The organism is Streptomyces sp. RK62, assembly GCF_018070255.1.
Taxonomy (GTDB): Bacteria; Actinomycetota; Actinomycetes; order Streptomycetales; family Streptomycetaceae; genus Streptomyces; species Streptomyces nigra.
The window spans coordinates 106547-121515 of sequence record NZ_JAGPYD010000018.1; the positions used below are offsets into that span (position 1 = coordinate 106547).

Here is a 14969-nt window from a genome sequence, read left to right on the forward strand (position 1 = left end):
CTCTCCGGACTGATTTCCACCCCGTCAACGGAACCGGCGGAACCGCATACGCGTGCTCCTCACAAGGTCCGACTTTCGGTCAGGGGGCGGAGCCTGAAATAGTTCCCGACGATGTTCGACATCCCTAGACTCCCTGTGATGGGGGTAACTCGGGGGACTACTCAGTGGGGCATGGAGTGCCGGAACTCGTACTGGAATTGAATGGACGGACCTGGACGCTCGACGCGTCCAGGCCCTACACCCTGGGACGCGATCCCCAGGGCGACATCGTGCTCGACGACGCCAGGGTCTCCTGGCGTCATGCCACGATCAGCTGGAGCGGCCGCAGTTGGGTCATCGAGGACCACGGCAGCACCAACGGCACGTTCGTGCAGGGCCATCGCATCCACCACCTGGAGATCGGCCCCGGTTCGGCCGTCCATCTGGGCAACGCGACCGACGGACCGCGTCTGAACGTCTCCGGCGCCGCGGCCTCCGCCGCCCCGCAGCAGGCACAGCCGCAGCAGCAGCCGTACGCCGCGCAGGGAGCGCAGGGCGGTTGGGCCCAGGCGGCGCCCGCCCAGCCGGTGCCGCAGCAGCAGGGAGGGCAGGCCGGACAGGCCGGGTGGCAGCAGCCCCAGCAGCGGGACGCGCACATCCCGCAGCAGCAGGGTGCCGGTGGTGGCGCGGGGGCGCCGCCGGTCTACGGCGATCGCAGCCCGACCACGTTCCACCAGTTCTCCGTCGGCCGTGTGATGCGCATCGGCCGTGCCCTGGAGAACGACCTGGTCGTCTCCGACCTCCAGGTCTCCCGGCACCACGCCGAGTTCCACTCGACGCCCGACGGCCGGATGGAGATCCGTGACCTCGGCTCCCACAACGGCACCTACGTCAACGGTCAGCCGATCGCCAAGGGCGGCTCGCAGCTGCTCGGCCCCACCGACATCGTCGGCGTCGGCCACTCCACGTTCCGTATCGTCGGCGACCGCCTCGAGGAGTTCGTCGACACCGGTGAGGTCTCGTTCTCGGCCCGCCATCTGACCGTCACGGTCGACGGCGGCAAGCAGATCCTCAAGGACGTCTCCTTCGGCGTCCCCGAGAAGTCCCTCGTCGCGGTCATCGGCCCGTCCGGCTCCGGCAAGTCGACGCTGCTCAAGGCGCTCACCGGCTACCGGCCCGCCAACCAGGGCGACGTCCTCTACGACAACCGCAACCTCTACAAGCAGTTCGCCGAGCTGCGCCAGCGCATCGGCCTGGTCCCGCAGGACGACATCCTGCACAAGGAACTGACCGTCAAGAAGGCCCTCAAGTACGCGGCCAAGCTGCGCTTCCCCGCCGACACCACGGCGCAGGAGCGCGAGAACCGCATCGACGAGGTGCTGCGCGAACTGAAGCTGGACATCCACAAGGAGAAGAAGGTCACCTCCCTCTCCGGCGGCCAGCGCAAGCGCGTCTCGGTGGCCCTGGAGCTGCTGACCAAGCCGTCGCTGATCTTCCTGGACGAGCCCACCTCGGGCCTCGACCCGGGCATGGACCGCGATGTGATGCAGCTGCTGCGCGGCCTCGCCGACGACGGCCGTACGGTCCTCGTGGTCACCCACTCCGTGGCCGAGCTGGCGCTGTGCGACAAGCTGCTGGTGATGGCGCCGGGCGGCGCGGTGGCCTACTTCGGCCCGCCCGAGGAGGCGCTGAACTTCTTCGGCTACGACACCTGGGCCGACGTCTTCTCCGCCTTCGAGAACTACCGCGACTACGACTGGGCGGGCCGCTGGAAGGGCTCGCAGCACTACCAGATGTACGCAGCGGACATCGACGCGATAGCCCCGCAGTCCGTACAGGTGCCGCCGATGCAGGCGATGCGCCCGCCGAAGCCGCAGGGCTGGATGTCCCAGTTCGTCACGCTGGTGCGGCGCTATGTGTCGGTCATCGTGTCCGACAAGGGCTTCCTCGCGCTGATGGTGATCCTGCCGGGCGTGCTCGGCGCGGTGAGCCTGCTGATCGACTCCGGCAAGGGCCTGCTGCCGAACCCGGCGAACCCGCAGACCGGCCGGATCATCCCGAACGGCACGGCCACCACCGTCCTGCTGATCCTCGCCGTGGGCGCCTGCTTCGCCGGCGCCGCGAACTCGGTGCGAGAGCTGATCAAGGAGCGGGTCATCTACGAGCGGGAGCGCGCCACCGGCCTGTCGCGCTCCGCGTATCTGATGTCCAAGGTGTTCGTGCTCGGTGTCATCACCGTGCTCCAGGGCCTGATGGTCGGCGTCATCGGCTTCTCCAGCCGGGAGATCCCCGAGGAGGGCCTGGTCCTGGGGAACCTGACGATGCTCGAGCTCTCAGTGCCGATCATGGCGCTGGGCTTCACGTCGATGATGTTCGGCCTGATCATCTCGGCCCTGGTGAAGACCGCCGAGAAGACCATGCCGCTGCTGGTCATGTTCGCGATCATCCAGGTGGTGTTCACGGGCTGTCTCTTCGCCCTGAACGGCTCGATCGGCGCCAACCAGATCTCGTATCTGATGCCGTCGAGGTGGGCGGTGGGCGCGGCCGGCGCCACGCTGGACTTCAACAAGATCAGCCCGCCCGACAAGGGTGAGAGCGGCGATCCGCTCTGGGAGCACACCGTCGGCGCCTGGACCATGGACATGCTGGCCCTGATCGCCCTCGGCGTGGTCTGCGGCATCTTCGTGGCCCGCTTCCTGCGGCGCCACGAGCCGGAGGTCATGCGGAAGTAGTCCGCGTACGACGGGACCGGCCTCCGCGAGGCGAAGCGCGGCACCCCCGCCGGGGTGCCGCGCTTCCGCGTGTCGCTGAGACGGAGAGGTCCGCCGAGTGCCTCAGTACGCGCTGTTGACGTTGTCGATCGAACCGTAGCGGTCGGCCGCGTAGTTGGCGGCGGCGGTCAGGTTCGCGACCGGGTCGTACTGGCTCCACGCGGTGCCGGGGACGTGGTAGGCGTCGAACGTCGGCTTGATGACCTGGAGCAGACCGATCGACGGGACGCCGTTGATGGCGTTGATGTCCCAGTCGTTGATGGCGTTCGGGTTGCCCGAGGACTCGCGCATGATGTTCTTGTGCAGGCCGTGGTAGGTGCCCGGGATGTTGTGCTTCTTCATGATGTCCAGGGCCTCACGGATCCAGCCGTCGAGGTTGTTCGGGTAGGTCTTGGCGGCGACCTGCTTGACCTCGACCCGCTGGGCGGACCGGCTCGCGGCCTCCTTCGCCTTGCGGTCGGCCTCCGCCTTCTTCGCGGCGGCGGCCTTCTTGGCGGCGTCGGCCTTCTTCTTGGCCGCGCTGTCGGCGGCGGCCTTCTTCTTCGCTGCCGCGTCCGCCGCGGCCTTCTTCGCGGCGATCTCCTGCGCCTTCACCGACTTCGCGGCGAGCTGGTCGGTGACCTGGCCCTTGACGTCCTTGATCTGCTCGTTGCTGTACGCGACCTTGCCCGTGGGGGCTTCGGCCGTGTTCGAGCCGGCGTTGCCGGGGACGGCGGCGGAGACGGCGATGGCGGCGGCACCGAGCGTGGTGACTCCGGCCATGGCGATCTTGTGGCGCTTGGTGATCGGGCGACTGAGGATGCGGTTCTTGGTGTTCTTGAGCATGGCAGTGGGGACCTCTCTGAGTTGCGGGAGGTCGCTCGCTGTCCGGCGGGGACACGGGTGCTTCCTGCACAAACGCCGCGGGCTGACCCACGGCGCTGAGCGACGAGAGCAATTCTTAGCGGCCGCAAAATGCCGTGGCAAAGGTGTGACCTACGATCCCCGATAGGAGACCCAGGAAGGGCAAAATAGGACAGACAGGACTGTATGGGCCGCTCAAAAGGGACACAGCCACCTACTACGGACTTTCGTACGTGACGTGGACCCTATGCGCGGGCTCACACCGCGACGGCTCCCGTCTTACGCGCAGTTGCTGACGCAACGCTCTGCGTGAGGCCCTTCCGGGGGCAGCACGAGATGGACGTCCCCGAACTCGTGCCACAGGTACCGCCCGTGCAGCGCCTGGGCGTAACCCCGCTCCACCGCCGCCCGCCCCGCGACGGCCTCCAGCATCAGCAGATGCGACGCCTCCGGCTCGTGCAGCCCGGTCAGCAGCCCGTCCACCACCCGCACCCCCCGCTCCGGGGTGATGACGAGATCCGTCCACCCCTCCCGCGCGCGGACGGCACCGTCGGCGTCCACCGCCGACTCCACGGCCCGCACGGCCGTCGTCCCCACCGCGACGACCCGCCCGCCCGCCGCACGCGCAGCCCGGATCAGCCGCGCCGACACCTCCGGCACCCGGAACCGCTCCGGATACGGCGGCTCGTGCGCCTCCGCCGACGCCACCCCCGTATGCAGCTCGATCGGCGCGAACTGCATCCCCCGGCTCACCAGCTCCGTCACCATCCGCACCGTGAAGGGACGCGCCGCACTCGGCATCTCCGCACTGCCCGCCCCATCGGCCGACGGCAGCGCGAACACGGTCTGATACACGGAGAGCGGCTGATCGCGCGCCGTGTAGGAGTACCGGATGGGCCGCCCGTGGGCCCGCATCACCCCCAGCACCCGCCCCGGCCCGGCGGGCGCCGGCCCCGAGCCCCCGTCGTCCACGAGCGGCCGGGCCCACCACAGGCGCCCGCCCGCCCGGTCCTGCGGCTCCACCAGCAGCAGCCGCAGGCCTCCGGGCAGACTCACCTCCGTCCCCGCGGGCCCGCCCGCACGCGCGCGCGTGGTCCCCCGCCCGTCGGGATCCCGCAGCTCCACCGCCCAGCGCCCGTCGTCCCCGCGGGTGGAGAAGTGCACCACCACACGCGCGTGCCCGATCGCCCCGTCCACCGCGGCGGGCAGCGTCTCCGACGTGTTGACGACCAGCACGTCCCCGGCCCGCAGCAGCCCCGGCAGCTCACGGAACCCGTGATGCGTCACCTCCGTCCCCCGCGACACCAGCAGACGTACGGCGTCCCGCTCCAGCCCTGGCCCCCGCTGCTCGGCCGGCACCCGCGCCGACAGCTCCGGCGGCACCCGCACCGCGACCCTCATCGCCGTCCCTCCAGCAGGCCGGAGGCCGCGTACCGCCCCGAGGCCGGACGCTCGTCCAGCAGCCGCAGGAACGCCGGCACCACCGCCGCCGGATCGGGCCGTGGCCCGTCGTCGTCCGGTACGGCCGCCGCGTACAGGTCCGTGGCCATGTCCCCGGGGTCCACCGCCCACACCCGCAGCCCCGGCTCCTCCGCCGCGAGCACCGCCGCCAGCTGGTCCAGCGCGGCCTTCGACGCCCCGTACCCGCCCCACGTCCCGTACGCCTCGACCGCCGCGTCCGAGCTCACCGTGATCACCGCGCCCGCCTCCGACGCCCGCAACAGCGGCAGCGCCTCCTGGACCAGGCCCAGCGCGGCGACCACGTTCACCTCCAGCGCCCGCCGCAGCCCCTCCACCGGCAGCGCGTCCAGCCGTACGAGGGGCTCCGCGCCCAGCGCGCTGGCGTTGCTCACCAGCAGATCGACACCGCCCAGCCGCCAGGCGGCCTCCGCCAGCGCGGCCCGGTGCCCGTCCCGCGTCACATCCCCCGGCACGGCCGTCACGCGCGTGCCGTACCGCCGCAGCGCCTCGGCCGCCGGCTCCAGCGCCCCGGCCGTCCGCGCGTCCAGGACCAGATCCCATCCCCGTCCGGCCAGCCCCTCGGCCAGCGCCCGTCCCAGCCCCTTCGAGGTCCCCGTGATGATCGCAACCGGCATGACAACCGTCCCCTCGTCCCCGTCCGCCGCGGATCCGGCGGTGCCCACACGCTAGGAACGGGGCCGCCCCGGCCGCCTCGGCCGCGAGCCGCAACCGCCGGGGCCGTTCGCCCTACGCCCCGCGCACGGGGGACCGAAGACCTAGGTCCGCCGCCCTACGAAGGGCCGTCACGGGGTCCGATCCCCCTGTCACACCCCGCCGGTACCGTGAGGACATGAGTCAAGGCCCCCGGTCCGGCCTCGCCGCGGTCAGCTCCGCGCTGCTGGCCATGAGCAGGCATCTGGAAGTGCGGGACGTCCTCAAGACGATCGTCGCCTCCGCCCGCGAGCTGCTCGACGCGCAGTACGCCGCCCTCGGCGTCCCGGACGACCACGGCGGCTTCGCCCAGTTCGTCGTGGACGGCGTCAGCGACGAGCAGTGGAAGGCCATCGGCCCCCTGCCCCGCCAGCACGGCATCCTCGCCGCCATGCTCAAGGACGCCAAGGTCGAGCGCCTCGCGGACGTCCGCAAGGACCCCCGCTTCGAGGGCTGGCCCTCCGCCCACCCCGACATGTCCGACTTCCTCGGCCTGCCGATCCGCGACGGCGACGAGGTCATCGGCGCGCTCTTCCTCGCCAACAAGAACTGCCCGAAGGAGTACGGCGGCTGCGGCTTCACCGCCGACGACGAGGAACTGCTCGCCATCCTCGCCCAGCACGCGGCGATCGCCCTCACCAACGCCCGCCTCTACGAGCGCAGCCGCGAGCTGACCATCGCCGAGGAGCGCTCCCGGCTCGCCCACGAACTGCACGACGCCGTCAGCCAGAAGCTGTTCTCCCTGCGCCTGACCGCCCAGGCCGCCACCGCCCTCGTCGACCGCGACCCGGCCCGCGCCAAGGGCGAACTCCACCAGGTCGCCGCCCTCGCCGCAGAGGCCGCCGACGAGCTGCGCGCCGCCGTCGTCGAGCTGCGCCCCGCGGCTCTCGACGAGGACGGCCTCGTCGCCACCCTGCGCACCCAGATCCAGGTCCTCGACCGCGCCCACAGCGCGCGCGTGACCTTCGCCGGCCGCCGGGTGAAGGCCCTGCCCGCCGCCCAGGAGGAGGCCCTGCTGCGCGTCGCCCAGGAGGCCCTGCACAACGCGCTGCGGCACTCCGGCGCCGAGCACGTCGACGTGACGCTCGACCGGCGCGGCGCCGGAGCCGTGCTGCGCGTCACCGACGACGGCCGCGGCTTCGACCCGAGGACGGTGCGGCGCGCCGGGCGCCATCTGGGCCTGGTCTCCATGCGGGACCGGGCGAGCGGGGTCGGCGGCACGCTGACCGTGGAGTCGGAGCCCGACAAGGGCACCACGATCGAGATGGAGGTCCCCGGTGGCTGACGCAATCAGGGTGCTGCTCGTCGACGACCACCAGGTGGTCCGCCGGGGCCTGCGCACCTTCCTGGAGATCCAGGACGACATCGAGGTGGTCGGGGAGGCCGCCGACGGCGCCGAGGGCGTGGACCGCGCCGAGGAGCTGAGGCCGGACGTCGTCCTCATGGACGTCAAGATGCCGGGCATGGACGGCGTCGACGCGCTGCGCCGGCTCCGGGAGCTCGACAACCCCGCGCGCGTGCTCATCGTGACCAGCTTCACCGAGCAGCGCACGGTGATCCCGGCCCTGCGCGCGGGCGCCGCCGGATACGTCTACAAGGACGTCGACCCGGACGCGCTCGCCGGGGCCATCCGATCGGTGCACGCCGGGCACGTCCTGCTCCAGCCGGAGGTCGCCAACGCCCTGCTCTCCCAGGAGGAGACCGGCGGGGGACAGGGCAGAGCGGGCTCGCTGACCGAACGGGAGCGCGAGGTGCTCGGCCTGATCGCGGACGGCCGGTCGAACCGCGAGATAGCACGAGCACTGGTCCTGTCGGAGAAGACCGTCAAGACGCACGTGTCCAACATCCTCATGAAGCTCGACCTCGCCGACCGCACCCAGGCCGCCCTGTGGGCCGTACGCCATGGCGTGACCGGCTGAAACGCTCTGCGCAGGGGGTCACGCAGGGCGATCCGGAAGGTTCCCCTCCGGACTGAGATTCATACCGTCGTGGGAATGTCCCCCGGATGGCCGCATCCTTCCCGGAGCTCCGGCGTTCTCCAGTGCGTGCTGCGGCGACTGCCGCGGCGATCGCTAGGAGGGCTTGAAAGTGAAGAACCTGAAGAAGGCAGCGGCCGTGACGATGGTGGCGGGTGGCCTGCTGGCCGCCGGTACCGGAATGGCCTCCGCCACCGACGCCCACGCCGAGGGCAAGGCCGTGGGCTCGCCGGGCATCGTCTCGGGCAACCTGATCCAGGCCCCGATCCACATCCCGGCGAACGTCTCGGGCAACAGCGTGAACGTCATCGGCGTCCTGAACCCGGCCTTCGGCAACCTGGCCGTCAACAAGTGACGCGTCGCCGAACCAGGCAGTGACCTCAGGCCTCCCGGGCACTCCCCCCGGGAGGCCGGTCCGCGACCGGCCGGAGGCCGGACCGCAGAGCAGGGAGGGGTGCGCCGGGCCCACGTCCGGCCCTCCCGGCACCCCTCCCGTCGGGGGCCCGCCTCAGCGGGCCTCCCGCTGCTCCACCGCCGCGTTGTACGCCGCCACCTGGGCCCGCCGGGCCACCCGCTCGACCGGCCGCAGCGCCTCCGCGCGCGCCCGCATCTCGGCGGAGCTCACCGCACCGCCGTGCCCGTTCTCCTGCGCCAGCGTGATCAGCAGGCCCACCCGGCGCGCCAGCTCCAGCACCCGGACCGCCCGCGGCGGATACCCGGGCGCCAGGATCTCCTGACCCCGCTCGGCCCGGGCCCGGTACGCGTCGATCGCCGCCTCGGCCACCGGCCCCGACGCGGCCACGTCCAGGCGCGCCAGCGCCTCGGTCGCGTCCCGCAGGCCCTCGGCCAGTTCCCGCTCGGCCTCGCCCAGCGACGGCACATCGGCGGGCGGCGCCTCCCGCACCGGCAGGACGTGCCAGACGACCTCCACGTGCACATCGCCCTCGGGCCCGGCCTCGTACACCTCGGGCACCAGCCCGAAGGCCGCCCCGTGGCAGACCACCGCCTCCTCGGCCTCCAGGGCCCGCGCGTTGAACTCCGGCGGCCCGCTCAGCCCCAGCGGATGCCCCGGCGCGGGCAGCGCCACCCGGAGTCCGGCGACCCCGAGCCTGCGCAGCCGGCCCAGGGCCAGCGTCAGACCGACGGGCGCCGACTCGCCGGGCAGCCCCTCCACCCGGTGCACGGCGTCGTCCCCGACGATGTGGAGCACAGCGTCATCCGGTGAGACAAGTCCGGCCAAAAGGGCATTTCCCCAAGCGGCAAGGCGTCCTGAACGTGGTTCCGAGAGCATGCCACCACCCTAAGGACCGACCGATGGAAGGATGGGCCGGACCGGTGGCGTAGATTTCCTGGAGGGGCTGCGCCCACAGGCGCACGCGACCACCGAGACGCCGAGACGCCGAGACCGGTCACAGCAAGGGGAGACAACGCGCTCATGAGCGATGTTCTGGAGCTTCAGGACGTAACCGTGGTCCGTGAGGGCCGGGCTCTCGTGGATCAGGTCTCCTGGTCGGTCAAGGAGGGCGAGCGCTGGGTCATCCTCGGCCCGAACGGCGCCGGCAAGACCACCCTCCTGAACGTCGCCTCCAGCTACCTCTACCCGACCAAGGGCACCGCCACGATCCTCGGCGAGACCCTCGGCAGGCCCGGCACCGACGTCTTCGAGCTGCGCCCTCGCATCGGCGTCGCGGGCATCGCCTTGGCCGAGAAGCTCCCCAAGCGCCAGACCGTTCTGCAGACCGTGCTGACCGCCGCGTACGGCATGACCGCCACCTGGAACGAGGACTACGAGGAGGTCGACGAGCAGCGGGCCCACGCCTTCCTCGACCGCCTCGGTATGACCGAGTTCAGCGACCGGAAGTTCGGCACGCTCTCCGAGGGCGAGCGCAAGCGCACCCTCATCGCCCGCGCCCTCATGGCCGACCCCGAGCTGCTCCTCCTCGACGAGCCCGCCGCCGGACTCGACCTCGGCGGCCGCGAGGACCTCGTCCGCCGCCTCGGCCGGCTGGCCCGCGACCCGATCGCGCCCTCGATGCTGATGGTCACCCATCACGTCGAGGAGATCCCGCCGGGCTTCACCCACGTCCTGATGATCCGTCAGGGCAAGGTGCTCGCCGCCGGCCCCATGGAGCTCGAGCTCACCTCCCGCAACCTCTCCCTCTGCTTCGGCCTCCCGCTCGTCGTCGAACAGGTCGGCGACCGCTGGACGGCCCAGGGCCTTCCCCTCGCCTGACCTCGCGTTCGCACGACCGGCGCCCTGTCCGTGACAGGGCCCCCGGCCCTACCATGACCATGTGGAAATCGACGCGTGGGTATGGTGGTTGGTCGGCGCGACAGCGCTCGGCATCGGGCTCGTCATCACCGCGATGCCCGAACTCGGCATGCTGGCGGTGGGGGCCGTCGCGGCCGCCCTGGTGGCCGGATTCTTCGACGGTGACGCCGTCGCCCAGGTCGTCGCCTTCGTCGTCGTGTCCACCGCGCTCATCGCCGTCGTCCGGCCCATCGCGAACAGACACCGCGCACAACGACCCCAACTCGCCACCGGCATCGACGCGTTGAAAGGCAAGCAGGCGGTCGTGCTGGAGCGCGTCGACGCCTCCGGCGGACGGATCAAGCTCGCCGGCGAGGTCTGGTCGGCCCGCGCGCTCGACACCGGCCGCACCTACGAAGTCGGCCAGGAAGTCGACGTCGTGGACATCGAGGGGGCCACGGCCATCGTCATGTGACCTCGTACGACATAAGTGGCGCGAAGCCCTCACGGGGCACGCGACGGTCTGTCAGACTCGTCACCAAGATCTTCAACAAGTCTGAGATCTTCCGAAGTTGGCGTAGTTGCCGCAGTGGAGAAGGGGTACGGGGAAACGACGATGGAACCGGTCATCATCGTTCTGGTCATCCTGGTGGTGTTGGTCTTCATCGCCCTGATCAAGACGATCCAGGTCATCCCGCAGGCGAGCGCGGCCATCGTCGAGCGCTTCGGCCGTTACACGCGGACACTCAACGCGGGCCTCAACATCGTGGTCCCGTTCATCGACACGATCCGCAACCGCATCGACCTGCGCGAGCAGGTCGTGCCGTTCCCGCCGCAGCCGGTGATCACCCAGGACAACCTGGTCGTGAACATCGACACCGTCATCTACTACCAGGTGACCGACGCCCGGGCCGCCACCTACGAGGTCGCCAGCTACATCCAGGCCATCGAGCAGCTCACCGTCACCACGCTCCGCAACATCATCGGCGGCATGGACCTGGAGCGCACCCTGACCTCCCGCGAGGAGATCAACGCGGCCCTGCGCGGCGTCCTCGACGAGGCCACCGGCAAATGGGGCATCCGCGTCAACCGCGTCGAGCTCAAGGCGATCGAGCCGCCCACCTCCATCCAGGACTCGATGGAGAAGCAGATGCGCGCCGACCGTGACAAGCGCGCCGCGATCCTCACCGCCGAAGGCACGCGCCAGGCCGCCATCCTCACCGCCGAAGGTGAGAAGCAGTCCCAGATCCTGCGCGCCGAGGGTGAGGCCAAGGCCGCGGCCCTGCGCGCGGAGGGCGAGGCCCAGGCGGTCCGTACGGTCTTCGAGGCCATCCACGCCGGCGACCCCGACCAGAAGCTGCTCTCCTACCAGTACCTCCAGATGCTCCCGAAGATCGCCGAAGGCGACGCCAACAAGCTCTGGATCGTCCCCAGCGAGATCGGCGACGCCCTCAAGGGCCTGTCGGGCGCCATGGGCAACTTCGGCAACCTGGGCGGCGGCGGATCCACGAGCGTCCCCGGCCAGGCGACGGAACGCCGGGAGAAGCCGTCGATCGACTGAGGGTTTCGCCGGTACGGCAAAGGGGCCCGACTTCTTCGAGGAAGCCGGGCCCCTTTGCCGCCCAGAGCAAACGGTGACGGGTTACGCCGCGTCCATACCCAGCCAGTCCGGCAGAGCCGCGAACTCGTCGACCCCCAGCGCCAGCAACATCGCATCGGCGGGAGTCGGCTCGAACGGCTCCCGCAGCAGCGGCATCCCCGCCTGCTCCGGCGTCCGGTCCGCCTTGCGGTGATTGTCCTCCGCGCACGACGCGACCGTGTTCAGCCAGGTGTCCTGCCCCCCGTGCGACCGCGGCACCACGTGGTCCACGGTCGTGGCCCTGCGCCCGCAGTACGCGCACCGGTGCCGGTCCCTGACCAGCACACCCCGCCTCGACCACGGCGCTTGTCTTCGGAACGGAACCCTCACATACCGGCACAACCTGATCACCCGCGGCGCCGGTATGTCCACCGCGGCCCCGCGCATGCGCAGTTCGGGGTGGGCCTGCTCGACGACGGCCTTGTCCTGGAGCACCAGAACGACGGCTCGGTTCAACGTCACCGTCGACAGCGGCTCGAAGCTCGCGTTCAGTACCAGCGTGTCCCGCATCGCAGCCCACCTCCCGTGCACAGTGCCCACCCCCTGGCGGGCTGGGATCAACTCTGGCCGGGCACGCCGAGATGGACAACGAAATAAAAAGTGCCCGCCCCCGATCACTTCCATCACCGGGGGCGGGCAAACGTTCCATGAACGTCAGGATTACGCGGGCACCTCGTACTCGGCGATCAGGTGCGCACGCGCGAGCGTGTGGAACCGCAGATTGAACCCGACGACGGCCGGGCTGGCGTCCGAGTCCGGACCGAGCTTCTCCTGGTCCACGGCGTACACCGTGAACACATACCGGTGCGGCCCGTCCCCGGGCGGCGGCGCGGCCCCACCGAAGTCCTTCGACCCGTAGTCGTTCCGCGCCTGCACGGCGCCCTCCGGCAGCCCCTCGAAGGAGCCGCCGCCCGCACCCGCGGGCAGCTCGGTCACCGACGCCGGGATGTCGAAGAGCACCCAGTGCCAGAACCCGCTCCCCGTGGGGGCGTCCGGGTCGTAGCAGGTCACGGCGAAGCTCTTGGTGCCCTCCGGGAAGCCCTCCCAGCGCAGCTGCGGCGAGGTGTTGCCCGCCGCGTGCACCTGGGCGTCCTTCAGGGTCCCGCCGTCCTGGACGTCCTCACTCGTGACCGTGAAGGACGGCACGGGCGGATGGAAGTCGTGGGGGAGCGGCCGCCGCTTGAGCTCGGACACTTCGATACCTCCTGACGAAACAGTGGAATCAGCAGTTCCGAGCCTAGAACCAGTTGCGCTTGCTGCCGACCTCGGACAGCCACTGGTTGAGGTACGCCGCCCAGTCGGTCGTGTGGAAGTCGTTCAGACCCACCTGGAAGGAACGGAAGGTGTCGCTGCCCTCGCTGAACAGCCCCGGCCTCTTGTCCATCTCCAGTACGACGTCCATCGCGTTCGCGTCCGCCACGAAGCTCAGCTCGACCTGGTTCAGACCGCGGTACTGCTGCGGCGGCAGGAACTCGATCTCCTGGTAGAACGGCAGCTTCTGGCGCGTCCCACGGATGTGACCGCGCTCCATGTCCGCGTTCTTGAAGCGGAAGCCGAGCTGGATGAAGGCGTCGAGCAGCGCCTTCTGCGCGGGCAGCGGGTGCACGTTGACCGGGTCCAGATCGCTGGAGTCCACGGCACGCGCGATCGCCAGCTCCGTCGACACACCGATGTTCATACCGCGCAGCGCCTGCCCGTCGATCATGGTGATCGGCGTCTCCCACGGGATCTCCAGCCCGAACGGCACCGCGTGCACCGCACCGGCCTGCAGCTCGAAGGCCCCGCCCAGCCGCGCCTTCGCGAACTCGACGTCCTGCTTGAACTCGCCGTCCTGCGTCTCGACCTCGACACGCGCCTGCAGACCGACGGCCAGACCCTCGATGTCCTGGTTCACGGATCCGCCCTGAATCCGCACCTCACCCTGGACGACACCGCCCGGGACGACGTTGACCTCGGTCAGCACCGTCTCGACCGAAGCACCGCCGGCCCCCAGGCTCGCGAGCAGCTTCTTGAACGCCATGACTCTCCTCTACTCAGAGTGGATCCCCTGATCCGTACAAACGCGAATCGGCCGTGGCCGGTTCCGCGTCCCACCCTGACAAGGCGTGCGCTCCCTGACCACCCCCGACGACCACGGCGTCTCCATTACGCTCGGACGGCATGATCGTGAGCCCCGACCGTACGCCCCCGCCCTGGACCCGCACCGACCGGCCCGCCCCGCACGGAGCACGGCGACCGGTATGAACGTCGACGACCTGGCCCACGCCGCCGAAGCGGTCGCACCCAAGCTGCTCGGCGCCGTCCTCACCCACAAGACCCCCGAGGGCACCGTCAGCATCGCCATCACGGAGACCGAGGCGTACTCCGGCGCGGCGGACCCGGCGTCCCACGCCTACCGGGGCCGGACGGCCCGCAACGCGGTCATGTTCGGTCCGGCGGGACACCTCTATGTCTACCGGTCACACGGCCTCCACTGGTGCGCGAACGTCGTCACCGGAACCGACGGCATCGCGTCGGCGGTCCTGATCCGCGCCGGCCGGGTCATCGAAGGGGAGGACCTGGCCCGTGAACGTCGAGGCCCCAAGGTCGAGGACACACGTCTCGCCCGGGGCCCGGGGAACTTCTGCCAGGCGCTCGGCATCACGGCGGCGCACGACGGCGCGAATCTGCTGACGGGCACGTCGGTCACGCTGTCCGAGGGGGAGCCGGTGCCCGACGCGCTCATCCGGGTCGGCCCCCGGGTCGGCGTGAGCAAGGCGCACGACTGGCAGCACCGCTTCTACGTCGCCGGCGACCCCACGGTCTCGGCGTACCGGCTGAGCCCGAGGGCCAAGCCCGGCCCGAGTTGACGCGCCTTGGCGGGACGCGTAACGTAGCCCAAGCCGCTGAAGCGGGTACTGCGAAGTCAGCAGCCGTAGCGGCCAACCCACTACCTAGTACAGCCCCTTGAACGGGGTCGATTCTGGCGTCTCCGCATGCCCGAATTCGAAACCGCGGAGCCCGATTATGAATCGGGCCGGGGAATCGGCTAACGTAGTGAATGTCGAAAGGCCGACAGGCGAAAGCCAGAAGCCCTCGGCAATCCCGTCCGACAGGGAATCGGATCCGAAAAGGATCTGATAGAGTCGGAAACCAAGACCGAAGGGAAGCGCCCGGAGGAAAGCCCGAGAGGGTGAGTACAAAGGAAGCGTCCGTTCCTTGAGAACTCAATAGCGTGCCAAAAGTCAACGCCAGATATGTTGATACCCCGTCTCCAGCATCTGCTGGGGCGAGGTTCCTTTGAAAAAACACAGCGAGGACGCTGTGAACGTCGGGATTATTCCTCCCGATGTTCCGCT

At 70.3% G+C, this 14969-nt stretch carries 15 protein-coding genes; 8 read left to right on the forward strand and 7 right to left on the reverse strand.

Annotated features, from left to right (window positions below; all coding sequences use genetic code 11):
- Positions 1 to 176: 176 nt before the first annotated feature.
- The gene (locus KBY32_RS30485) at positions 177 to 2711 is read left to right on the forward strand and encodes an FHA domain-containing protein (RefSeq protein WP_210982368.1); all 2535 of its coding nucleotides are present in this window, start codon (positions 177 to 179) and stop codon (positions 2709 to 2711) included.
- A 102-nt stretch (positions 2712 to 2813) separates the two neighbouring features.
- Here KBY32_RS30485 and KBY32_RS30490 read toward each other — a convergent pair whose 3' ends face one another.
- The 3 genes from KBY32_RS30490 to KBY32_RS30500 all read right to left on the reverse strand — a co-directional run bounded on the left by KBY32_RS30490 (position 2814) and on the right by KBY32_RS30500 (position 5689).
- The gene (locus tag KBY32_RS30490) at positions 2814 to 3575 is read right to left on the reverse strand and encodes a transglycosylase SLT domain-containing protein (protein WP_055621328.1); all 762 of its coding nucleotides are present in this window, start codon (positions 3573 to 3575) and stop codon (positions 2814 to 2816) included.
- Between the two features lie 297 nt (positions 3576 to 3872).
- Positions 3873 to 4994 carry an S-adenosylmethionine:tRNA ribosyltransferase-isomerase gene (locus tag KBY32_RS30495; RefSeq protein ID WP_210982369.1) on the reverse strand — a complete coding sequence of 374 codons (1122 nt, stop codon included), beginning with the start codon at positions 4992 to 4994 and terminating at the stop codon, positions 3873 to 3875.
- Positions 4991 to 5689: an SDR family oxidoreductase gene (locus KBY32_RS30500; protein WP_210982370.1), complete on the reverse strand. Its 699-nt coding sequence runs from the start codon at positions 5687 to 5689 to the stop codon at positions 4991 to 4993. The genes KBY32_RS30495 and KBY32_RS30500 overlap by 4 nt, the downstream gene beginning before the upstream one ends.
- A 215-nt stretch (positions 5690 to 5904) precedes the next feature.
- Between KBY32_RS30500 and KBY32_RS30505 the strand changes: the two genes are divergently transcribed.
- From KBY32_RS30505 to chpE, 3 genes are all read left to right on the forward strand, one after another.
- Positions 5905 to 7050: a GAF domain-containing sensor histidine kinase gene (locus KBY32_RS30505; protein ID WP_210982371.1), complete on the forward strand. Its 1146-nt coding sequence runs from the start codon at positions 5905 to 5907 to the stop codon at positions 7048 to 7050.
- The gene (locus KBY32_RS30510) at positions 7043 to 7684 is read left to right on the forward strand and encodes a response regulator transcription factor (protein WP_055621324.1); all 642 of its coding nucleotides are present in this window, start codon (positions 7043 to 7045) and stop codon (positions 7682 to 7684) included. The genes KBY32_RS30505 and KBY32_RS30510 overlap by 8 nt, the downstream gene beginning before the upstream one ends.
- A gap of 169 nt (positions 7685 to 7853) precedes the next feature.
- Positions 7854 to 8096, forward strand: a complete 243-nt coding sequence (gene chpE / locus KBY32_RS30515) for a chaplin ChpE (protein ID WP_055621323.1) — start codon at positions 7854 to 7856, stop codon at positions 8094 to 8096.
- A gap of 153 nt (positions 8097 to 8249) precedes the next feature.
- Here chpE and KBY32_RS30520 read toward each other — a convergent pair whose 3' ends face one another.
- Positions 8250 to 9032: a hypothetical protein gene (locus KBY32_RS30520; RefSeq protein WP_210982372.1), complete on the reverse strand. Its 783-nt coding sequence runs from the start codon at positions 9030 to 9032 to the stop codon at positions 8250 to 8252.
- A 144-nt stretch (positions 9033 to 9176) separates the two neighbouring features.
- Here KBY32_RS30520 and KBY32_RS30525 point away from each other — a divergent pair, with 144 nt between their 5' ends.
- The 3 genes from KBY32_RS30525 (at position 9177) to KBY32_RS30535 (ending at position 11553) form a co-directional block, all read left to right on the forward strand.
- The gene (locus KBY32_RS30525) at positions 9177 to 9974 is read left to right on the forward strand and encodes an ABC transporter ATP-binding protein (RefSeq protein ID WP_055621321.1); all 798 of its coding nucleotides are present in this window, start codon (positions 9177 to 9179) and stop codon (positions 9972 to 9974) included.
- A 61-nt stretch (positions 9975 to 10035) separates the two neighbouring features.
- The gene (locus tag KBY32_RS30530; protein ID WP_181890301.1) at positions 10036 to 10467 is read left to right on the forward strand and encodes an NfeD family protein; all 432 of its coding nucleotides are present in this window, start codon (positions 10036 to 10038) and stop codon (positions 10465 to 10467) included.
- Between the two features lie 141 nt (positions 10468 to 10608).
- On the forward strand, positions 10609 to 11553 hold the full coding sequence (locus KBY32_RS30535; protein WP_210982373.1) for an SPFH domain-containing protein: 945 nt from the start codon (positions 10609 to 10611) through the stop codon (positions 11551 to 11553).
- 81 nt (positions 11554 to 11634) lie between these two features.
- Here KBY32_RS30535 and KBY32_RS30540 read toward each other — a convergent pair whose 3' ends face one another.
- The 3 genes from KBY32_RS30540 to KBY32_RS30550 all read right to left on the reverse strand — a co-directional run bounded on the left by KBY32_RS30540 (position 11635) and on the right by KBY32_RS30550 (position 13651).
- On the reverse strand, positions 11635 to 12141 hold the full coding sequence (locus tag KBY32_RS30540; RefSeq protein ID WP_055621318.1) for an HNH endonuclease: 507 nt from the start codon (positions 12139 to 12141) through the stop codon (positions 11635 to 11637).
- A 150-nt stretch (positions 12142 to 12291) separates the two neighbouring features.
- A complete protein-coding gene (locus tag KBY32_RS30545; RefSeq protein ID WP_055621317.1) occupies positions 12292 to 12825 on the reverse strand; it encodes a YbhB/YbcL family Raf kinase inhibitor-like protein in 534 nt (177 codons plus the stop codon).
- 43 nt (positions 12826 to 12868) lie between these two features.
- Positions 12869 to 13651: a sporulation protein gene (locus KBY32_RS30550; protein ID WP_055621316.1), complete on the reverse strand. Its 783-nt coding sequence runs from the start codon at positions 13649 to 13651 to the stop codon at positions 12869 to 12871.
- Positions 13652 to 13871: 220 nt separating this feature from the next.
- Between KBY32_RS30550 and KBY32_RS30555 the strand changes: the two genes are divergently transcribed.
- Positions 13872 to 14480: a DNA-3-methyladenine glycosylase gene (locus KBY32_RS30555; protein ID WP_210982374.1), complete on the forward strand. Its 609-nt coding sequence runs from the start codon at positions 13872 to 13874 to the stop codon at positions 14478 to 14480.
- The last annotated feature ends 489 nt before the right edge of the window (positions 14481 to 14969 follow it).